The sequence below is a fragment of the Roseivirga sp. UBA1976 genome (assembly GCF_002336325.1).
Lineage (GTDB): Bacteria > Bacteroidota > Bacteroidia > Cytophagales > Cyclobacteriaceae > Roseivirga > Roseivirga thermotolerans.
The window spans coordinates 30,584-50,724 of record NZ_DDDQ01000180.1; the positions used below are offsets into that span (position 1 = coordinate 30,584).

A 20,141-nucleotide genomic window follows, 5' to 3' on the forward strand; every position below is an offset into this window, starting at 1 on the left:
CAAGCAATAGGGCAGAACATATGGAAAAGAAGTATTCAATATTATTGTATTACTGCTACGCTCAAATCGAGGATTATGAAGCGTACAGAGAAGAACATCACCTCTTTTGTATTGAAAACAACCTTAGAGGAAGAATCATTATATCTCCTGAAGGCCTGAACGGAACGGTATCGGGGTTAAAGGAAGATTGTGAGCGCTACATGGATTATGTAAAGTCAGATCCGCGCTTTGCCGATACAGAATTTAAAGTGGAAGCGCACGACCAAATGGCTTTTGCCAAATTGCATGTACGCGTAAAACCTGAAATAGTACACTCCAGTCTTCGGCATATTAACCCCAGAGAAAGAACCGGGGCTTATGTAGAACCCATTGAGTTTAAAAAAATTCTTGAGGAGCAACCGGAAGATACCGTTATCCTAGACGTACGAAGCAATTACGAACACAATGTAGGTCGATTTAAAAATGCTCTTACACTCGATATTGAGAACTTTCGCGACTTTCCTCAAAAAGTGAAAGAGCTGGAACACTTAAAGGGTAAAAAGATTGTAACCTACTGTACGGGAGGTATTAAATGCGAAAAGGCAAGTGCATACCTTTTAGAACAAGGGTTTGAAAACGTGTATCAACTGCATGGAGGTATAATAAAATATGGGCTGGAAGCCGAGGGTAAAGACTTTGAAGGCAAGTGCTATGTATTTGATAATCGCATTACGGCCGATGTAAACAAGGTCAACCCGACCATCGTTTCGCGATGCCATATTACCGGAAAACCTACCGATCGAATGGTGAACTGTGCCAATCCGGAGTGCAACGCGCACATACCCATGTCGGAAGAAGCAGGGTGGCTAATGGACGGGTGTTGCTCTGAGGAGTGCCGAAAGAACCCGACCAGAAGACCATACGATGGCACCGGTTATTACCAAAAAAATACCAACCACTATAACCCTTTGAAAGGGGTTAAGAGAGAGCCCGCAAAAATTGTTCGATGACATCACGCAGAATTCCAGAATCTGAGCTCATTCTCAACCCAAATGGTAGGATATATCATTTGAACCTGGAACCTGATATGGTGGCAGATACCATAGTGGTTGTGGGCGATCCGGAACGAGTGCCTAAAGTGAGTCGCTATTTTGATAAAATAGACTTACAGATCAACAACCGTGAACTGGTTACTCATACAGGGTTTCTGGGTGGAAAGCGAGTGTCGGTGATAAGTTCCGGCATGGGCACAGACAACGTTGAGCTGCTCATGACGGAGTTGGATGCTCTGGTGAATGTAGACTTTCAAACTCGAACGGTCAGAAAAGAACTGCGTCAGTTAAAAATTGTGAGGGTTGGAACATCAGGCTGTATGCAGCCTGATATTCCATTAGATACCCTTTTGGTTTCCAGAGCGGCACTGGGATTGGATAGCCTCATGAGTTTCTATGAGCGAAGCACAAGTGAAGAGCAACAAATCACGGAAAATAAGATTCAGAGAGTGCTGGAACTTCCTTTTAAACCTTACATAGCTGAGGGTTCGGAGGTGCTTTTCGATTTGTTTAAAAGTACAATGTATACGGGCGTTACAGTAACTGCGCCCGGTTTTTATGCACCTCAGGGGCGCGAAATAAGATTGCGACCTAAGCTTCCCGGCTTTTTAGAAACTCTGGCTAAAACCGATACCCCTTGGGGAAGGTTTACCAATTTTGAAATGGAAACAGCAGGCTACTACGCCATGGCACAATTGCTGGGTCATGAAATGATTAGTCTGAATGCCCTTATAGCCAATAGAGCCCAGGGTACCTTTTCTGCTCAGGCAGAAAAAACTACTCAGAAGCTTATTGAGCTTACGCTGGATAAGCTCAGTTCTTTTTAGGTTTTAAATTACCCTGAATGAGTAGATTGAATTCCACACAGGTGAGTACACCATTGGTAGAATAGGGGCAGGTTTTGTAGAGTATTTCACCGAATTGGTCTCTTCGGGTTATTACATCATCTCCCTTACAAACCGGGCAGACAATGTGATCTTTCTCGTCACAATTAATAGTGTTCAGATAGAAAAACTTGGCGTTAACATCGGCCACACTCCCCGTGCTTCGGTTGTTTCTAAAAGCCTCTTCGGCCTTTTCCAGCAAATCGAGTGTTTCGCGAGAGTACTGGCCTCGGCTCCCCTTCAACTCTAAATACTTATTGAGCCAATCAATGCTTTGGGCATATTTATTCAGGTAGAAAGAGTTTTTACCAAAGAAAAAACAGAAATCGGCTGAGAGCACATCAATTTTTTCCAAAGCCGTCATAAAGAGATCATCCGCTTTACTATACTGGCCAAGGTCCATAAAATAGACGGCCGAATCGATATGTCTTCGGGGGTCAGTGGTTTGCTGTGCATTTCCTTGTGAAAGCCCAAACACGCAGAGATAAAAGGAGATGAATAGAAGCTTTTTCATGAGAAACAATGTTCCGCAAAAATACCAAACTCTACAAACTAAAAAGCCTCGGAAAACCCGAGGCCTAACTACTTAACAGTATTTAACTCTTTTGGTGTAAGATTTATTTACTAGTGCCCTTTTTCTTTGGCAACGCAATTTTCTTGCCCGCAAGACTATAAATACCAAGACCGGTGGCAATTACAGCAGCTGTGAGTAAAATAGTTTTTGTTTTCATTTTATTTGTGATCTCCCTGTTTTAAGACAATGATTGTACCAAATTTGTTACAGTCGTCAGAAATTATTCTTTTGTCTTAGAAAAGTCTCATCTCTAACACACTCATACAACGCAAAACCCCTACCGGTTGGATTCATTTTTTAAAGAAATTTTTCCATTGGTCATTTATCCGTTTTTGGCGGTTGAATTCTTTCTTATTTTGACCTTCCTGAGAATCAAATGGATATGAAAAAACTACTAACCTTTGTATGTGCACTGGGTATGGCCTTGCTAATGACTCCGCTAAAGGCTCAACAGGCCCCTCCGGCCATTGATACCCGAATTTATGACATAATCTCATCTGTGTCAGCCGATCGAATTGAAGCAGATATTCGAAAACTGGCGGGTTTTGGTACGCGGAATACCTTTTCCGATACGGTTTCCGATACCCGTGGTATTGGAGCGGCCAGGCGATGGATAAAAGCCGAATTCGAAAAAATATCACAAGCCTGTGGAGGATGTTTAGAAGTGTTTTATCAAAAAGACCTGGTGACTACCGAAATGGGAAACAGAGTACCGAAAGATGCCTACATAGTAAATGTGGTAGCGGTTTTACGAGGAACAGACAATCCAAACAACTACGTAATGATGTCGGGCGATATCGACTCCAGAGCGTCTAATACTATGGATTATGAAGTAGATGCTCCCGGAGCGAACGATAATGCATCAGGCATGGCCGGCACCCTTGAGGCTGCGCGGGTGCTCTCTAAGAACAAGTTTAAAAACAGTATTGCCTTTGTGGGGCTTTCCGGTGAAGAACAAGGATTGTTTGGAGGGGCAGGGTTGGCTCGCTATGCCCAGGAAAAAGGCTGGAATATAATCGGTGTGCTTAATAACGATATGATTGGCAACATTGAAGGAGTGGATGGGGTAATTGATAACCGAAGTTTCAGAATATTTTCTGAGCCAACACCCGCCAACGAAACAGACCGTGAACGTGCCTCTCGCAGATTTACAGGGGGAGAAGTGGATGGTAACTCCAGGCAATTGGCAAGGTACATACACAAGCAGGTATTGACCTATATGCCCGAGATGAATCCAATGATGATATATCGGTTGGACAGGTTCGGACGAGGAGGTCATCATAGACCATTCAATGATTTGGGCTATGCCGGTGTAAGAATTATGGAGGCACACGAAAACTACAACCGACAACACCAGAACATTCGTGAAGAAAACGGAATTAAATACGGAGATGTAATCGAAGGAGTGAATTTTGACTATGCGGCCAAGCTCACTGCGGTAAATGCCATCTCTCTCGCTGGTCTGGCCTGGGCGCCTCCCGCCCCTGAAGAAGTAAGAATTGGAGGTGCAGTGCAGCCTTCTACCACTTTACAATGGAAGGCATCGGACGATTCGGATGTAGCCGGATATAAGATTTACTGGAGACTGACCACTTCCCCAACATGGGATAATTTTGTGTATGTAACAGGTGTCAATGAACATACGCTGGAAGGTATTGTTATAGACAACTATTACTTTGGAGTGGCTGCCGTGGGTAAAGATGGCAATGAGTCTACGGTTGTATTCCCTTATCAGCAGATTAGAAGAAGGTAACAACCTGCCCTGGTTCGTAAAATCTCCACGGGTTAGCTAATCGGTGGAGACTTTTTTTATTCTGGAGTGGAACCTTTAATCGTTATCTCTTTCAGGAAATTTAACCTTACCGTATTCATCTACTGTGGTAATGAGTACTACTCCATTGGCGCCTCTAAAGCCCATGGGAGCTCCATCTTTCATCACATTTATGGCCTTAATTTCTTCGGGTCGTAGCACCGAAATGTCTTGCCATATTTGCCCGTCTACCAGATATAGGGCGGTGTTGTTGCCATCGTTGCTGAAGTACTGAATGTCTCTGATGATTATGCGTTTCTCACCCAATACGTTTTCAATACGTACGCCCGGGAATTTACCAGCGATCAGCGTGAAAATGTCGGGATAAGTGTGGTAGTCATTGTTGTATTCCAAAAAATTACTGGTGGCGTAAGTCAGTGACTCTCGGGTAAGATGTCCCGAACCAATAGCCACTTCGGCATTTCGTTCACCTTCCAGAAAGAGCATTTTTATATTAAGCTGTTCTCCGGTAGTAACCCGCTTCACCAGTTTTTTAAATCCTGAGCCTTCAAAAACCAGCTTATCGTCTGCTTTGCATTCTAAACTGAATTCACCTCTCATATTTGTGGTGGTAGTTTTTTTAGACTTCTTGGCGGTGACTTTAATGTTGGCAACAGGGGTGTCCTTAAAAGCGAAGACCTTACCGCTTACTTGACCTTCTTGAGCCAGGCTGAGCATAACCGTCAATACCAACAGACAAATGGATAGAGCTATCTTCTGCATGTTTTAATTTATAGAGTTAGGGTTGCTTACATAAGTCCGCATGACGTATGTTTTGACACTTTGCCACTAATTGTGTCTTCACAAATGGCTTTTACAAAGTGCTGTGAAGGCACAGCTTGTAGCTTAAGTGAGCTATTTAGTTTATGTGATCTAAATAAGTAACCCTCTTAATTTATTAAAATATGAGCAGCGAGTCAAAAGATATTGATAGTCAGTGTGTTGATTTATACGTGATCGGCCCACCAGGCATCATCATGGGTGTCTGTTACACCGAAAATTTGCCCCGGAGGTGGTGCGGTTACCATTAGGTTGTCTTTGCGGCCTGCGGCCACAAACTGCTCGGCAGGTTCGGTCCAGCTGTGTTGTGCCAAGGCAAAAGCACCCCAGTGTACGGGCATGGCTTTAGAAACCTTTGCCTCCTTTGCCGCTAGCACCGCTTCTTGCGGAAACATGTGTATTTGATGCCAGTTTTCGTTGTATTGGCCGCATTCCATAAACCCAAAATCGAAGGGACCAAGACGATCTCCTACCTGTTTGAAATGCTTTCCATAACCGCCATCACCACTAAAGTATATGTTTTCATGAGGCGTTTTAATAGCCCAACCACCCCAGAGCGACTGGGAACGATCGGTAAGGCCTCGGCCGGAAAAATGCCGCGAAGGAGTAAAGGTTATTTCAATACCCTCAAAAACCGAATGTTGCCACCAATCGAATTCTTTGATGTTCGACTCAGAAATGCCCCAGTGTTTCAGATGTCTTGCACAGCCCAGAGCTACATAATATTGCCTGATTTTAGGTTTAAGCTTTTGCAGGGTTGCCAGATCCAAGTGGTCATAGTGATCATGGCTAAGTAGCATCAGGTCTATGGTCGGAAAATCATCGACCAGTTTGAGGGTGTCTGTTGAAAAGCGTTTGGTTTTGAATGGCGCAATGGGCGAAGCATCAGCCCCCAGCATTGGGTCAATCAGGATAGTCTTACCCATAATGCGCATCAGAATAGCCGAATGACCATACCACACCATTTGTGCTTTTGAAGGTTCAGCAAAAAACATCTCTCTATTGAATGGCGGTATAGGGAGAGGCTGTTTCGGTACTCTGCCTTTGGTTTTAAAAAATTGTTTGTAAAGGATTACCGGCAACGTACGCCAGTCAATATTCATACTGGTTTCTTCAAGGTTTTGAAATCGGCCATTGAGCCAATGGTTCGATTGGGCGTACTGATTTTTCAGTTCGGTGGTCAACCGGCCTCCAAATTGTTTCAACATATATGGCAACTTAAGTCAAGAGTTTCCTCACCCATCGAAAATAGCGAAACGGAGGGTATCGGAAAGGTAAATCTATCCATGTAGGTGACTTCATAAAGGAGCGTACATGGGAAAAAGTTTCATAACTGTGTTTTCCGTGGTAGTGCCCCATTCCGCTTATTCCAACACCTCCAAAAGGTAGAGAGTGGTTAGATATATGAATGAGTGTGTCGTTTAGGCAGGCACCGCCTGAAGTGGTCTCGCGAAGTAATTGCTTGTTGGTTGCCGAATCGCCAAAGTAGTAAGCGGCCAAAGGTTTGTCTCGCGAGTTAATAAAGTCAATCGCTTCCTGAATCTGACTATAAGTAATTACAGGAAGTATTGGGCCAAAAATTTCTTCCTGCATTACGGGAGCATCAGCCTCTGCAACCTCTAAAAGTGTAGGGCTGATGAATTTGCTTTCCCTATTTACATTTCCTCCATACAGAACTTTCCCCTGATTGAGGTAATTGGCTACACGATCGAAGGCTTCAGGGGTAATCATACGGGCCAGGTAGTTGCTTTCTTCCGGTTGTTCACCAAAAAAGCTTTTCCAGTGATACTTGATACCTTCAACCAACTCGTCTTTAATGCTCTCATGCACGAGCAGGTAGTCAGGAGCAATACAAGTCTGACCCAGATTGACTGTTTTGCCCCAGGCAATACGTTTTGCCGCAAGATTTACTTTGGCCGAATGGTCTACTACGCAGGGACTTTTTCCGCCCAACTCAAGCACTACAGGGGTTAGAGTATTGGCGGCAGCCTGCATTACGATTTTTCCGAGCCTTGAGCTTCCTGTAAAAAATATTTTGTCGAATTTCTGGGCCAACAAAGCCTGATTAGTCTCTTTGCCACCATGTACCATTGCTACATGGTCTTTTGCGAATACCTCGTCTGTAATAGTATTCATAACCTTGTTGGTGTGCACACAGAATTCAGAAGGTTTAAGCACCACACAGTTGCCGGCAGAAACGGCACCAACAAGTGGGGTCATTAAGAGCTGAAAAGGATAATTCCAGGGAGCGATGATTAAAACAACCCCCATGGGTTCGTAGCGAGTGTAGCTGGAAGAGGGGAGTAGATAGATAGGGGTGCTTACACGCCTGGCCTTGCTCCATTTGCGCAGGTGTTTGATATGATAGTCTATTTCCTTAATAACCAGTCCAATTTCTGTAATAAGGCCTTCTTGCGAGGATTTGCTAAGGTCTTTGTGCAGCGCTGCGAGAATATCGGGTTCGTGCTTTAGAATGGTGGTTCTGAGCAATCGGAGTTTTGCAAGTCTCGATTCTACGCTGCGCGTGTGGCCGCTGGCGAAATAAACTCTTTGCTGTTCTACTATTCTGCTTATGGTATTTGCTCCTGTATTCATTGGCCGGTAGTGGTTGCCCTGAAATTTAGCAAAATATAGGTAGGCATGGTTCTGTGCCTTGGGATTCGGTCAAAATCTCGGGCTATTATATTCGCACGAATATTTGTTCTACAAGTATAGAGATAATATATTTGTTCTATGTTTGTAGATGTTTTATAATGAAAGGAAAAGGAAATTACATCGGAGAACTGGAAGAGCTTATACTGCTTTTGGTGGGTATTTTGCGCGATGAAGCCTACGCTGTTTCGGTTTTGAAAGAAATGAAGGAACAGACGGGTAGAGAGCTGAATATTAGTGCTATACATGCCGTGCTTAATAGGCTGGAAGATAAAGGTTGGCTTTATTCAGATATGGGGGGAGCCACCGAAGAACGCGGTGGGAGGCGAAAACGCTATTACCACCTTACAGCGGCAGGTAAAGCAATGCTCGATGAAGTAAAACATCAGAGAGACCAGCTCTATAAACAACTGCCTACCGATTTTGCCTATTCATTTTTTGCATGAGTAAACGGTTCAAGCACAGTCCGCCACGTTGGGCCGATTGGTTTCTCGGCCTCTTTTGCAATCCCGATTTACTTGAGCAGTTGCAAGGCGATGTACACGAACTCTTCTATTGGCGGGTGGAAGAAAAGGGCTATTCTCATGCAAAATGGTCATTTATCTGGGATGTAATCCGACTATTCCGCTGGTCTAACATCAGACGAACAAGAAAACAAGGTCAAAAACTAAATCAAATCGGAATGTTTAAGAACTACTTTAAAATAGGTGTCCGGAACCTGTGGAAGCAGCGAATGCCTAGTGCTATTAATATTATCGGTCTTTCCATTGCTGTGGGCTGTTCCATTGTGGCTTTTAAGTTTGTGGAATTCAGCTATGTAAAGGATAATTTTCATAAGAATAAGGAAGATCTCTTTCTGGTTACACACTGGGAGGAACTAGAATCTAATAAGGGTAGAAACGGAGCTACCAACAATGAATTGACAAGAGAGATTCTTGAATCGGTTCCTGGCATAAAGGCTTCTACCCGCTACAACCGTCTGCAGTTAGAAGCACGGGTGAATAAACACATCACTTATAATCTTACCCACTTCGTAGATCCGGCCTATTTAGAGATGTTTACTTTTGAGCTTCAGGCCGGAAATCCCAAAACGCTCAATTCGGCCGATCAAGTAGTGATTGATGAGAGTACGGCCATCCGGCTTTTTGGGGAGCAGTCGGCTCTGGATCAGTCCATAGAGCTGAAAATTGGAGAAGAGTGGAAGGTGTTTTCGGTGGGGGCTGTATACAAAGATAAACCCCACAACGGAAGCCTTCAGTTGGGTATTCTGGTCAACTACCAGCACTTTGAGCAACACTTGTCTAAACTAGGGCAGGATGACTGGAGTACTAATTTCTTTATTCTGCGGCAGGCGGGTATCCAACCAGAGTTATTGTTGGAGTCTATGGACAAGCTTTTGCCTATTTACAACAAAGACAATGAAGATGGGGCATATAGTAATTTTGAGTTAGAGCCAATAACTACTATGGCCAACAATGCCTACGAAATGAGTAATAGTATTGGTTCCGCACCCAACAAAGCTCCTATTCTTACTCTTTCTGCCATTGCTGTATTTATGTTGCTGCTCTCTACGCTCAACTACGTCAATATTTCACTGGCCATGATAATGAAGAGGCTAAAAGAGATAGGGGTAAGAAAGGTTGTGGGTAGCCCCAGAAGACAACTTATCATTCAGTTTCTTTGCGAAAACCTGTTGCTGTGCTTGCTCTCCATGTTCGTGGGACTTTTGCTGGCCCAAGGGTTGTTTTTACCTAGTTTCAATGAAATAGCAGGTGTTAGTTTTCAGCTCAATTTGCTGTCGCACCAGAACTTTTTAATGTTCCTTGCTGCTTTGTTGTTGTTCATAAGCCTGGCTTCAGGTCTTTATCCTGCCGTTGTGGCTTCGTCATATAAGCCCATTTCTATTTTGAGGAAGGCTACTCAAAGAGGAGGAAGGCGCATTCTCAGTAGTGTTTTTCTTACTTTCCAGATGATTTTGGCAATGGTCACCATTGTTGCGGCCGTTATGTTTGTGTATGCCAACCAAGTCAATGAGTCCATAGAATGGGGTTACGACCAGCACAACAAGTTGGTAATTGGTATTCCGGAAAGTGATTACAGAGATGATTTCCGAGATGTGTTATTGGCCGACCCAAGTGTGGAAGTAATAGCAGGTACACGATCTAATATTGGGCAGTCTCTGAATGGTGTTCAGTTTAAAAACGGTGAGGTAAAAACCTATGCCGAACTGTTTGAAGTAGGTCGTAATTATCCGGAAGTACTAGGGCTTAAGTTGGTTGAAGGCAGGCTGTTCGATGAGAACCTGGAGAGCGATTTTCGGAAGACGCTCATTGTTAATCAATCATTTTTAGAAGACCTGCAGCTCACTTTCGATCCGGATGGTACAACGGTGGTTCAGGATTCGGTTGAATATTCCATAATTGGTGTTGTGGAAGACTACCATTATTGGAATCCCGGAATGGAGATTAGGGGCGCTGCAATGCGCGCAATTCCGGCTAATCTATACACTTCCTACCTTGTTGAAATGAGAGAGGGCAACATCTTTGAACACCGAGGTCGATTGGAAGAAAAACTACAGGCTATGGTAGAAGAGAAGTCTGTGTATGTAGGCGTTCAGGAATTGATGTTTGAAGGGTTCTATGACGAAACCCGAGGAATAGGAAACATTATGATCTTTACGGCCAGTATAGCCATTTTGCTGGCTGCCATGGGGCTCTATGGCTTGGTGAGCATCAACATATCCAGTCAGATTAAGGACTATGGTATTCGAAAGGTGCTGGGCGCTTCTTCATTCAACTTGGCTAAAGCCATTGTTTTAAAATTCCGTTTTGTGCTTCTGCTTGCGATATTGGTTGGTTGTCCTTTGGCGGTATTGCTGGTGGGTGCGTTGGTAGATAATGTATATGCCTATGCTCCCGGCATAGGAGTGGGACCTCTGGCAGTAGCGGTTTTTATTCTGCTTTCAGCCACCCTTTTTACTTTCAATCTTCAGATAAGAAGAGTGAGAAATATGAATCCGGCAGAAACTTTGAGAACCGAGTAGCCCATAAACTTTTGTTCTGGCATTAGGATGAAAGACTGTTCCACAGGTAAAAAACCGTATACGCCTCCCAACCGGGCATGGTTTTAAAAAAGGCTCTAATAGCGTCTTCGTTTTTCCGGTCATCGATAAGCCCCAGGTTAAAGAGCGCCTGTGTAAGGCCAGTGTCACCAAAAGGAATGGCTTTAGGGGCACCAAACGACTTCATTAAGACATAGTTGGCCGACCAAACGCCAATACCCTTTACTGAAGTAAGCAGCGCTTGTTGGCTCTCAAAATCGGGTAAAGTCAGCAAACGTTGATGGCTAATGTTGCCCGAAACAAAAGCTTGAGCCACGTTTTTTAGGTACTTCAGTTTGCTTCGCGAAAATTGCTGATGGTTGTGGAGGTATTCCTCATCTATGGTCAATATTTTTTCGGGGCTAGGGAAGTGGTAAAGGTCCATTTCCTTCCATGTTAACTTTTCGCCATAAAGCTCAACCAATCTTCGTTTGAGTTTATGTGCAAAAGAGAGGTTGATTTGTTGCCCTATAATGCTCCAGCATAAGGCTTCGAACAAATCGGGTATGCCCATTATGCGCAAGCCATGCAGTTGACTGCTCAGATGGGCTAGTTTTGGGTGGCTTTCCACTAGTGCGTAAAAAGGTTTCAGGTCTCTGTCTACATCGAACCATCGGCCTACGTACTGCTTTAGTTGTTCTGTTTGGTGGGGAGTGAGGCTTTGAGGAGTTTCGATGATGATTTCATTGCCCCTGCCAGTCAGAGCTACAGGTATGTACTCATTTTCCAGTTTAATTAGCCGAAACACCGAACCATCAATAACCTGATAAAGTATTTCATCTGTGCTTCTGTACAAGGCGTTTAAGCACTTATTAAAATCGAATGGAGGGGAGCAAGCAAGGCTCAGTTGAGTTTTCACAATTCAACTTAGAAAAATATGGTCACCATATGTGAAGACAAATGAAAGAGTTTGAAAATTAATCGATGACTTCTCGGGTTAGCCGAATGGTAATGTCGTGTGGGGCTGGCTGATTTCCTCCAAAATAAGGCCATAGCCAATAGTTCTCACCACTTTCACAGTTGTCGGTGCGCGGCATGCGAATGGTATTCATTCCATCTCCAGAATACTCATAATGGTCGGTAGCAATCTTTATTCGGAGGCTTAGGGACTCATTAATTTTTGCCGTACCCATCATTTCAAAGCTAAGTTGCCCTTCCCGGTAAGTATAGGCGAGTATTTGCAGCTCGTCATTAAACCAGCGCCAACCAATGCGGGCGCTTTCGCTCTGATGATCCTGACCACAATCCGAAAACCCTACCAGTTTATTAATGTCGGCCTGATCGGAAGCAACTTCTAAAGTGTATCGGGCGCTTTCATCGAAAAGAGCTGTTACCGATATGCCATTGCCTGAAAAAGGTTCGTTTCGGAAAATAGAACTGTGAGACCCTTCAGGAATGGTAAACACTTCAAAGCCTGTGTCCGGGTCAATGTCTATACTTTGGTTGCATCCTAATATGCTGATTACTAGCAGTATAAAGGCGTAATTTTTCATGAGTAGTTTGTAGTTACTAAGATAGCGAACTTTTTTATAGCGGGTTCAAAAGTCAACCAGCTGTCCTATTTATGTATGTTTTGATGTAAAAAGTGAGAAATAACTTGCGCCTAAAAATGGATAAGCTACTTTTGTAGCCATGTTATTCGCAAACGCATATTACTACCACTATTACCATGCTACGCCAGCGCGGAACGGTAGTTTTATGTTTTGATTGATTTAAACTCATTGAAAATAGATAAACCCGGTTCCGCAAGAGCCGGGTTTTTTTTTTGTGCTTAAAACTTAGAAAACCATATGAAACAGATTTACGAAAATTACACAGCAGAAGACCAGAAAGTATGGAAGATTCTGTTCGACAGGCAATTTCCTGAGTTGCCCAAAGCGGCCACTAAGGAGTTTCTGTTGGGCCTCGATAAGGTAAACTTTACAGCCGATGCCATTCCCAATTTTGATGATACCAACAAAATTTTGCGGCAACTTACCGGTTGGGAAATCTATGCCGTTCCGGGAATAGTGGAAGACGGTTTGTTTTTCGAGCTAATGTCGAACAAAAAGTTTCCGGCTACAACGTGGGTTAGAAAAATGAGCCAATTGGACTACCTGGAAGAGCCAGATATGTTTCATGACGTGTTTGCACATATTCCTTTGCTCACTAATCAAGCCTTTGTAGATTTTCTTCAGGCCATCAGCCAATTTGGCCATGAGTGGATTGAAGACGAGTGGGCTATTCACTTGCTTTCTAGAATTTACTGGTTTACGATTGAGTTTGGACTTATCAGAGAAACGGAAGGTCTGCGTATCTACGGAGCCGGTATTTTGTCTTCATCAGGAGAAACCAAATATTCCTTGTCTAATGAACCTAACCATTTTGCTTACGATGTAGATCATATTTTAGATACGGGTTACAGAAAAGACCGAATGCAGGAAAACTACTTCATTATCGATTCTTATGAGCAGCTTTACGAGTCGATTCCTGAAATAAAAGAGAAGATTGAAAAACGATTGAAGGAAAGACCGGTTGTATCCTAAGCTTAAAAGATTTCAAGAATATGAGTGTAGCCATTGTGAATTACAATGCCGGTAATGTGCAGTCAGTAACCTATGCCCTGCAACGCTTGGGGGTAGAGCCTGTACTTACCGATCAGGCTGAAGTGCTTCAGTCAGCCGAAAAGGTGATTTTTCCGGGGGTGGGAGAAGCCAGCACGGCCATGGAATTTCTGAGAAAGAAAGGGCTCGATGTGGTTATAAAGAATCTGAAACAGCCTGTTTTTGGAGTCTGTTTGGGGCTTCAGCTAATGTGCAAGCATTCGGAAGAGAATAATACCGATTGCCTGGGTATTTTTGATGTGCAGGTGAAGAAGTTTGCTCCAAAGCTGAAGGTGCCACAAATGGGTTGGAATAATTTGGAGCAAATGAATTCGCCCCTGTTTAAGGGCTTGCCTGATGAGCCCTTTGTGTACTATGTCCATAGCTATTATGCCGAACTGAGTGATCATACGGTGGCAAAAACGAACTATGTAAACCGCTTTTCTGCCGCTTTGCAAAAAGAAAATTTCTATGCCTTGCAAGCGCACCCCGAAAAAAGTGGAAAAGTTGGAGAGCAGATTCTACGCAACTTTTTGGAGTTGTGAGAGATAGTAAAAACCGCAAATCGATAGTTATTGAGAGGCAAAAAGAGCTTGTTTCTCAGGAGTCTGCAGCATCAGCCAGGCTAAAAAATCATTGATGAATAAACCCTAAAGATTTCAGCATTGAAAATAATACCCGCAATAGATGTTATCTCCGGCAAGGCCGTTCGCCTTACCAAAGGAGATTATAATCAGAAAAAAGAATACTCAGATAGCCCCTTAGAGGTAGCCCAAAGGTTTGAGCAGGCCGGAATTACTCATTTGCACCTTGTGGATTTGGATGGTGCAAAAGCCCAAAAACCTCAAAATTTGGAGGTTTTAGAGGTTATTTCTTCCAAAACCCGGTTAAGAGTAGACTTTGGAGGAGGAGTAAAGTCTGGCGAATCGCTTGAGGCTGTACTCAAAGCCGGTGCACAACAGGTAACAGCCGGAAGCATTGCAGCCAAAGATCCGGAGATGGTTTTCTCGTGGCTGAAGCACTATGGTGCAGAAAAGGTTATTCTGGGGGCGGATGTAATCGATGAAAAAATAGCCATAAGTGGTTGGCAGGAAGACTCAGGGCTCGATTTGTTCCCCTTTTTAGAGCAGTATTTAGCCAAAGGCGTAACGTATTGCATTTGTACTGATGTGAGCAAAGATGGAATGCTTCAAGGACCTTCAATCGAGTTGTATAAGAAGATAATTAAAGAGTTTCCTCAGCTAAAACTTATTGCTAGTGGAGGTGTGGCCGAATTGAACGATTTATATGAGCTCCGCGAAGCAGGTCTTTATGGTGCCATAATTGGCAAAGCCTATTATGAGGGGAGAATATCTCTGGATGAACTAGCCGCATTTAATAAGTAGAACAGGCAAAACTGCCTTTTATAACTGAAAACCATAGATCGTATATCTATATCATGCTAACAAAAAGAATTATTCCCTGCCTCGATATCAAAGATGGCAGAACGGTAAAAGGAGTCAACTTTGTGGGCTTGCGCGATGCCGGAGACCCGGTGGAACTGGCGGCAAGGTATGCCTTAGAAGGTGCCGATGAACTTGTTTTTCTGGATATAACCGCCACGGTAGAAAAGAGAAAAACCCTGGTGGAACTGGTAAAACGGGTGGCGGCAGAAATCAATATTCCATTTACAGTAGGAGGAGGCATTAGCTCAAAAGAAGATGTGTCGGCTTTGCTTAATGCCGGGGCAGACAAAATCAGCATCAATTCATCTGCGGTTAAACAACCGGGGCTGATCAACGAACTGGCTCAGGAGTTTGGTAGCCAATGTGTAGTGGTGGCCATAGATACCCGTTGGCTTAATGAAGAGCATATTGTTCATGTGAGGGGTGGTAGAACCCCCACAGAACTGAGGACTCTTGCCTGGGCAAAAGAGGTAGAGGAGAGGGGAGCCGGTGAAATTTTGTTAACCTCCATGGATCATGATGGAACCAAAGCCGGGTTTGCGAATGAGCTGACGGCCCAAATCTCAACCATGGTATCTGTGCCCGTAATAGCCTCGGGTGGAGCAGGAACTATGGAACATTTTGTTGAGGCCTTTTCGAAGGGCAAGGCAGACGCTGCTCTGGCCGCTAGTATCTTTCACTTTAAGGAGATTGGAGTGCCCGAGTTGAAGACATATTTAAAAGAGAAAAACATCCCTGTAAGAATAGAACAATGAGGAAGCTAACAGACATAAATCAAGTAGATTTTGAGAAGGAAAATGGGCTGGTGCCGGCCATCATCCAAGACCTTAAAACGGCCAAAGTACTGATGCTCGGCTATATGAATAAGGAGGCTTTGGAGAAGACTCTCCATACCGGAAAAGTTACATTTTTTAGCAGGAGCAAACAGCGCCTATGGACTAAAGGTGAGACCTCTGAAAATTACCTTCAACTAAAGTCTGTGGCCGTAGATTGTGATAGCGACTCTCTATTGGTTTTGGTAGAACCAAAGGGGCCAACTTGCCATACAGGATCCGATACCTGCTGGGACGAAATCAATGTGAACAACATCCAATTCCTTTCCTATCTCACTCAGGTTATAAAGGAGAGAAAGCAGCTGCCGACCGATGAATCTTACGTGGCCAGACTATTCTCAAAGGGAATAAATAAGGTGGCTCAAAAGGTAGGAGAAGAGGCGGTAGAAGTAGTGATAGAGGCTAAAGATAATGATGAAAAGCTGTTTCTAAACGAGTCGGCTGACTTACTTTTTCACCTAATGATGCTCCTTGAGGCCAAAGGATATACGCTAAATGAGGTAGTTTCAATACTTAAAGAAAGACATGATAAGTAGTTCGATAACTGTTTGATTTAAAAATAATTAATTAATATAATTTAGATTAGTCTAAAAATAAAATTAGAATAAAGTAAAGTATTGTTTAGTCTTATGGTTCTCGGTGTTTAACTTTGTCGAAATATTTTACTGCGATGAAGGCTGTTTACGTTGTACTGATACTCTTTTGTGCTTTCCAAATTCAGGCACAATCTGTGATAAAAGGAAAGGTAGTGGATGGCGATGGCCCTGTAGCCGGTGCAGTTGTATTTGTTCAACAGAGTAACATATCTGATGTAACTGACGCTCAAGGGCGGTTTCGGATTGAAGTGGCCGAGGCCTTGCAAGTCACACTGGAAGTTCGATTTGTAGGCTATAAAAGAACACTCAAAAAGCTTAATCTCAAGCAAGGTGAGACCCTGGAGATAGAGCTGGTTTTAGAGTTGGATGTGCTGGGTTTAGATGATGTGGTGGTAAGTGCCAGTCGCTATGAAATAGACAAAAAATCAGCACCAGTTGCGGTGAGTGTAATCGGTCAAAAATTGTTCAATGCTACCCAGTCTCAATCGCTGGCCGATGGCCTCAATTTTCAGTCGGGAGTAAGAGTTGAAACCAATTGCCAGAACTGCGGATTTACCCAGGTTCGGTTGAACGGATTGGAGGGGCCTTACACACAAATTTTAGTCAACAGTCGGCCGGTGTTCAGCGCGCTAATCGGGGTATATGGTTTGGAGATGATTCCGGCATATATGATCGAGCGGGTAGAGGTAGTAAAGAGCGGAGGTTCGGCACTATATGGTTCCAATGCCATTGCGGGTACAATCAATATTATTACGAAAGAGCCGGTTCTCAATACCTGGGAGGCCAGAAGTAGTTTTGCTTCCATTGATGGACGAGCCAGCGACTGGAATCACTCTGTCAACGGCTCCTATGTTTCCAATAGTTTGAACTTCGGAATCACAGGCTTTGCCACCAGCCGCAGTCGTGAATCTTTCGATGCCAATAACGATGGCTTTACAGAAATGGTGAATCTGCAAGCCGAAACGCTAGGGCTAAAGAGCTTCTATAAGGTGGGGCGAAACACAAAGCTCTCGGTAGATTTTAACTACATCAATGAATTTAGAAGAGGAGGAAACCGGCTGGATTTGAGGCCTGAGTATACTGATATTACCGAGCAACTCGACCATGAAATAGTGATGGGGGCCTTTAATATCGATCAGTATATTGGTGAAAGAAACAAGCTTTCGCTATATGCCTCCATGCAGCAAACAGATAGAGGGAGCTATTATGGCGGGTTGGGAGGAGCCAGAACACCTGAAGATAGTCTTTTAGCTGCCAATGCTTATGGTATTACCGATGATATGAGCTGGATTACAGGTTTGCAATGGGTTCATTCCAATGATGGCTCTCATTCATTCACTTCAGGTATTGAATTTCAGGAGAACACCACAGACGATGGTATTCCCGGCTATAACCGTGTGGTGGACCAGTCGGTGAAGAATATAGGCTGGTACGGACAATGGGAGTGGCAGCTTAACTCAAAGTTAAAGACCCTGGCAGGGGCTCGTTTCGATAGATCTTTGGTAGAAGGTACCTATCAGGTTGGCGATTTTGATCGAACTATTGACAATGATTTTGGAGTGATTAGCCCACGATTTACGCTGCTCTATTCTTTCAGTTCCAATTGGCAGTTTAGAGGGGGCTATGCTCGCGGCTTCAGAGCTCCTCAGGCGTTTAATGAAGATTTGCACATAGCTTCGGCCGGAGGAGAACCCGTATTCGTTTTGCTCTCCAACGGGTTGGAAAAAGAAACTTCCGATGCCTACACCGGTTCGTTGAGCTATACCCGGGCAGAAGGGCAGCGGCAGTTTGAGTTGAACTTGCAAGGATTCTATACCCAACTCAACAATCCCTTTGTTTTGGTAAATACCGGGAGTCAGTTGCCCAATGGTTCCATCATAGAAGAAGTTAGAAATGGTGAAGGGGCTTTGGTAAAGGGACTAAACCTCGAACTTAACTATCCCCCTTCGAGCCGATGGGTGGCTCAGTCGGGTTTTACCCTCCAAAAAACGCGTTATGAACAAGAGCAAGTACTTTATGAGCCGGAAGACCCGGGAGAAGGGCAGTTGGTGACAACTCAACGATTTACCCGTATGCCCAATGCATACGGCTTTTGGAACCTGACTTATGAAACAACTACAGACTGGCAGTTTTTTATTTCCAATGTAGTTACAGGCCCCATGGTGGTGCCTGAAATACTGCAAGAAAGTGGTGTGCTGGTGCTGCGTAATTCCGGTTGGTTTTGGGATACAACCCTTAAGGCATCGCATCATTTTCACATTGGTAAGAATCTGCACATAGAACTGAGTGGGGGTATTCAGAACCTTTTCAATAGCTACCAGGCCGATTTTCAGACCGGGCCCACAAGAGATTCTGACTACATCTATGGCCCCGGACGTCCCAGAACCTATTTTGTCAGTCTTAAACTGAGCAACAATGATTAAATCGGGGCTCATCGGGTGTTTGTTGTACTGTAGCACGACCGTTTGGGCTCAGGTCAACTGGATGAATTTTGAACAGTTGGATAGCGCCCTGACCAAAGCCCCAAAACCTACAGTGGTTTTTCTTGAAGCCGAGTGGTGTGCCTACTGTAAGAAAATGCAGAAAGAGGCTTTTACCGATACAGCGATACAGCAATTACTGAACGACAAATTCTATGCGGTGAAACTGGATATCGAAAACCCAAACCCGTGTGTTTTTGATGGAAAGGTCTTTAACGGTGCTTCTAATAAGGGCTTTCATGAAATGGCCTACCTTTTTGCCGAAGAGGGCGAAGAGCCTGTTACACCAACCCTGGCTATATTGGATATGGAGTTCAAATTTTTGACAATTAAAAGGAACTACCTCTCCAGAAAAGAGCTACTCAACCTACTACGTAAGGCCCATTAATTTTATACATTTGTGGCTTATGAAACAGGTAAGTCAATTCATTTGTGTGCTGTGTTTTATGGCACTGGTAGTACAGGCCAGAGCACAGAATATTTACACAGACAGGCCCACCCAAACCACCTCTTCTGCCATTGTTCCCAAGGGAGCATTTCAGGTTGAAACAGGGTTTTATTTGCTGGAATATTCGGTTGCCACCATGCAACCGAATGGCAATAGTAAATACCAGTATTTCTCTCTAAACAATACTCTGCTACGCTATGGTGTTTCTGAACGGTTTGAATTGCGCTTTTCCCAGGAAGTAGGTAAAAGAAGACAGGTAATTGATGGTAATATTCTCTTTGTGAACGATGCCCAAGTGGCTCCTACCATGTTTGGCGCCAAGGTGGGATTGGTTAAGGATAATTCTTCCCTACCGGATATAGGGCTTATTGTAAGTGCCGGAGGCGGGATTTTTGAAGAAACCCAAAGTGGCCTTCTTACCGATATACGGCTGGCAGTAGATGCCCCTCTGGCTGAGTCGCTGGCTCTTTCGGCCAACCTGGGAATGACCCACAACAATGGTTTTGAAAACAGAAATACCTTTTACACCCTCATGTTTGCCTATGGGCTCAATGATAAATTGGGAGTGTTTATTGAATCTTATGGAGGATTTCCAAAGGTCGGACAAAGCGAACATGCCATGGATGCCGGCCTTACTTATTTGCTCAGCTCCAGTTTGCAGATAGATGTTTATGGCGGTACTGGGCTTTCAGACAGTGCTTCCAACCTGTTGTTGGGCTTTGGTTTGAGTAAACGATTTTTAAAATAGAAAATATATGAAGCAAGCGGCTGCTAAGATAATGATGGTTCGACCGGCACATTTTGGTTACGATCCATCTACCGCAGAAACAAATTCATTTCAACAAACAGAAGGAGCAGAGCAACAATATGCAATTCAACGTCAGGCCGTAGAAGAATTTAATGGTGCGGTGGCAACCCTAAGAGCT

General features: G+C 43.9%; 19 protein-coding genes. 13 read left to right on the top strand and 6 right to left on the bottom strand.

The window, feature by feature from the left end; translation table 11 throughout:
• Positions 1 to 20 precede the first annotated feature (20 nt).
• Together B3763_RS18750 and B3763_RS18755 are read left to right on the top strand one after the other, a co-directional pair.
• Positions 21 to 989, top strand: a complete 969-nt coding sequence (locus B3763_RS18750) for a rhodanese-related sulfurtransferase (RefSeq protein WP_286748374.1) — start codon at positions 21 to 23, stop codon at positions 987 to 989.
• A complete protein-coding gene (locus B3763_RS18755) occupies positions 986 to 1,858 on the top strand; it encodes a nucleoside phosphorylase (RefSeq protein ID WP_286748375.1) in 873 nt (290 codons plus the stop codon). Before B3763_RS18750 ends, B3763_RS18755 begins: the two co-directional genes overlap by 4 nt.
• Here B3763_RS18755 and B3763_RS18760 read toward each other — a convergent pair.
• Entirely contained in the window at positions 1,845 to 2,429 is a 585-nt protein-coding gene (locus tag B3763_RS18760) for a hypothetical protein (RefSeq protein WP_286748376.1), read from the bottom strand. The two genes, B3763_RS18755 and B3763_RS18760, sit on opposite strands and share 14 nt — an antisense overlap.
• Before the next feature lie 442 nt (positions 2,430 to 2,871).
• On the opposite strand from B3763_RS18760, the gene B3763_RS18765 reads away from it, so the two are divergent.
• Positions 2,872 to 4,242: a M28 family peptidase gene (locus tag B3763_RS18765; protein ID WP_286748377.1), complete on the top strand. Its 1,371-nt coding sequence runs from the start codon at positions 2,872 to 2,874 to the stop codon at positions 4,240 to 4,242.
• 75 nt (positions 4,243 to 4,317) lie between these two features.
• Here the strand turns inward: B3763_RS18765 and B3763_RS18770 are convergent, their stop codons facing one another.
• The 3 genes from B3763_RS18770 to B3763_RS18780 all read right to left on the bottom strand — a co-directional run bounded on the left by B3763_RS18770 (position 4,318) and on the right by B3763_RS18780 (position 7,674).
• Positions 4,318 to 5,022: a carboxypeptidase-like regulatory domain-containing protein gene (locus tag B3763_RS18770; protein ID WP_286748378.1), complete on the bottom strand. Its 705-nt coding sequence runs from the start codon at positions 5,020 to 5,022 to the stop codon at positions 4,318 to 4,320.
• Positions 5,023 to 5,246: 224 nt separating this feature from the next.
• Positions 5,247 to 6,287, bottom strand: coding sequence for an MBL fold metallo-hydrolase (locus tag B3763_RS18775; RefSeq protein WP_286748379.1), 1,041 nt, complete (start codon positions 6,285 to 6,287; stop codon positions 5,247 to 5,249).
• Positions 6,288 to 6,297: 10 nt separating this feature from the next.
• Positions 6,298 to 7,674, bottom strand: a complete 1,377-nt coding sequence (locus B3763_RS18780; protein ID WP_286748380.1) for an aldehyde dehydrogenase — start codon at positions 7,672 to 7,674, stop codon at positions 6,298 to 6,300.
• 158 nt (positions 7,675 to 7,832) lie between these two features.
• On the opposite strand from B3763_RS18780, the gene B3763_RS18785 reads away from it, so the two are divergent.
• Together B3763_RS18785 and B3763_RS18790 are read left to right on the top strand one after the other, a co-directional pair.
• Complete coding sequence (locus B3763_RS18785) at positions 7,833 to 8,177, top strand: PadR family transcriptional regulator (RefSeq protein ID WP_189629710.1); 345 nt, start codon at positions 7,833 to 7,835, stop codon at positions 8,175 to 8,177.
• On the top strand, positions 8,174 to 10,774 hold the full coding sequence (locus tag B3763_RS18790; RefSeq protein ID WP_286748381.1) for an ABC transporter permease: 2,601 nt from the start codon (positions 8,174 to 8,176) through the stop codon (positions 10,772 to 10,774). The genes B3763_RS18785 and B3763_RS18790 overlap by 4 nt, the downstream gene beginning before the upstream one ends.
• Positions 10,775 to 10,796: 22 nt before the next feature.
• Here B3763_RS18790 and B3763_RS18795 read toward each other — a convergent pair whose 3' ends face one another.
• Together B3763_RS18795 and B3763_RS18800 are read right to left on the bottom strand one after the other, a co-directional pair.
• The gene (locus tag B3763_RS18795) at positions 10,797 to 11,627 is read right to left on the bottom strand and encodes a DNA-3-methyladenine glycosylase family protein (RefSeq protein WP_286748382.1); all 831 of its coding nucleotides are present in this window, start codon (positions 11,625 to 11,627) and stop codon (positions 10,797 to 10,799) included.
• A 121-nt stretch (positions 11,628 to 11,748) separates the two neighbouring features.
• Entirely contained in the window at positions 11,749 to 12,324 is a 576-nt protein-coding gene (locus B3763_RS18800; RefSeq protein WP_189629713.1) for a hypothetical protein, read from the bottom strand.
• Positions 12,325 to 12,621: 297 nt separating this feature from the next.
• Between B3763_RS18800 and B3763_RS18805 the strand changes: the two genes are divergently transcribed.
• The 8 genes from B3763_RS18805 to B3763_RS18840 all read left to right on the top strand — a co-directional run bounded on the left by B3763_RS18805 (position 12,622) and on the right by B3763_RS18840 (position 19,963).
• The gene (locus B3763_RS18805; protein ID WP_286748383.1) at positions 12,622 to 13,356 is read left to right on the top strand and encodes a phenylalanine 4-monooxygenase; all 735 of its coding nucleotides are present in this window, start codon (positions 12,622 to 12,624) and stop codon (positions 13,354 to 13,356) included.
• Between the two features lie 20 nt (positions 13,357 to 13,376).
• A complete protein-coding gene (gene hisH, locus B3763_RS18810; RefSeq protein WP_286748384.1) occupies positions 13,377 to 13,958 on the top strand; it encodes an imidazole glycerol phosphate synthase subunit HisH in 582 nt (193 codons plus the stop codon).
• Positions 13,959 to 14,078: 120 nt separating this feature from the next.
• Positions 14,079 to 14,798: a 1-(5-phosphoribosyl)-5-[(5-phosphoribosylamino)methylideneamino]imidazole-4-carboxamide isomerase gene (hisA, locus tag B3763_RS18815; protein ID WP_286748385.1), complete on the top strand. Its 720-nt coding sequence runs from the start codon at positions 14,079 to 14,081 to the stop codon at positions 14,796 to 14,798.
• Positions 14,799 to 14,851: 53 nt separating this feature from the next.
• Positions 14,852 to 15,613, top strand: a complete 762-nt coding sequence (gene hisF, locus B3763_RS18820; protein WP_189629717.1) for an imidazole glycerol phosphate synthase subunit HisF — start codon at positions 14,852 to 14,854, stop codon at positions 15,611 to 15,613.
• The gene (gene hisIE / locus B3763_RS18825; protein WP_189629718.1) at positions 15,610 to 16,227 is read left to right on the top strand and encodes a bifunctional phosphoribosyl-AMP cyclohydrolase/phosphoribosyl-ATP diphosphatase HisIE; all 618 of its coding nucleotides are present in this window, start codon (positions 15,610 to 15,612) and stop codon (positions 16,225 to 16,227) included. Before hisF ends, hisIE begins: the two co-directional genes overlap by 4 nt.
• A 134-nt stretch (positions 16,228 to 16,361) precedes the next feature.
• Positions 16,362 to 18,710 (top strand): TonB-dependent receptor, encoded by a 2,349-nt coding sequence (locus B3763_RS18830; RefSeq protein WP_286748386.1) that lies wholly within the window; start codon positions 16,362 to 16,364, stop codon positions 18,708 to 18,710.
• Positions 18,703 to 19,155 (top strand): thioredoxin family protein, encoded by a 453-nt coding sequence (locus B3763_RS18835; protein ID WP_189629719.1) that lies wholly within the window; start codon positions 18,703 to 18,705, stop codon positions 19,153 to 19,155. The genes B3763_RS18830 and B3763_RS18835 overlap by 8 nt, the downstream gene beginning before the upstream one ends.
• A gap of 19 nt (positions 19,156 to 19,174) precedes the next feature.
• Positions 19,175 to 19,963: a transporter gene (locus B3763_RS18840; RefSeq protein ID WP_189629720.1), complete on the top strand. Its 789-nt coding sequence runs from the start codon at positions 19,175 to 19,177 to the stop codon at positions 19,961 to 19,963.
• Positions 19,964 to 20,141 lie beyond the last annotated feature (178 nt).

Coding starts and splice junctions, on each gene's coding strand:
- B3763_RS18750 (WP_286748374.1), top strand. CDS start 21: ATGGAAAAGAAGTATTCAATATTATTGTATTACTGCTACGCTCAAATC.
- B3763_RS18755 (WP_286748375.1), top strand. CDS start 986: ATGACATCACGCAGAATTCCAGAATCTGAGCTCATTCTCAACCCAAAT.
- B3763_RS18760 (WP_286748376.1), bottom strand. CDS start 2,429: ATGAAAAAGCTTCTATTCATCTCCTTTTATCTCTGCGTGTTTGGGCTT.
- B3763_RS18765 (WP_286748377.1), top strand. CDS start 2,872: ATGAAAAAACTACTAACCTTTGTATGTGCACTGGGTATGGCCTTGCTA.
- B3763_RS18770 (WP_286748378.1), bottom strand. CDS start 5,022: ATGCAGAAGATAGCTCTATCCATTTGTCTGTTGGTATTGACGGTTATG.
- B3763_RS18775 (WP_286748379.1), bottom strand. CDS start 6,287: ATGTTGAAACAATTTGGAGGCCGGTTGACCACCGAACTGAAAAATCAG.
- B3763_RS18780 (WP_286748380.1), bottom strand. CDS start 7,674: ATGAATACAGGAGCAAATACCATAAGCAGAATAGTAGAACAGCAAAGA.
- B3763_RS18785 (WP_189629710.1), top strand. CDS start 7,833: ATGAAAGGAAAAGGAAATTACATCGGAGAACTGGAAGAGCTTATACTG.
- B3763_RS18790 (WP_286748381.1), top strand. CDS start 8,174: ATGAGTAAACGGTTCAAGCACAGTCCGCCACGTTGGGCCGATTGGTTT.
- B3763_RS18800 (WP_189629713.1), bottom strand. CDS start 12,324: ATGAAAAATTACGCCTTTATACTGCTAGTAATCAGCATATTAGGATGC.
- B3763_RS18805 (WP_286748383.1), top strand. CDS start 12,622: ATGAAACAGATTTACGAAAATTACACAGCAGAAGACCAGAAAGTATGG.
- hisH (WP_286748384.1), top strand. CDS start 13,377: ATGAGTGTAGCCATTGTGAATTACAATGCCGGTAATGTGCAGTCAGTA.
- hisF (WP_189629717.1), top strand. CDS start 14,852: ATGCTAACAAAAAGAATTATTCCCTGCCTCGATATCAAAGATGGCAGA.
- hisIE (WP_189629718.1), top strand. CDS start 15,610: ATGAGGAAGCTAACAGACATAAATCAAGTAGATTTTGAGAAGGAAAAT.
- B3763_RS18830 (WP_286748386.1), top strand. CDS start 16,362: ATGAAGGCTGTTTACGTTGTACTGATACTCTTTTGTGCTTTCCAAATT.
- B3763_RS18835 (WP_189629719.1), top strand. CDS start 18,703: ATGATTAAATCGGGGCTCATCGGGTGTTTGTTGTACTGTAGCACGACC.
- B3763_RS18840 (WP_189629720.1), top strand. CDS start 19,175: ATGAAACAGGTAAGTCAATTCATTTGTGTGCTGTGTTTTATGGCACTG.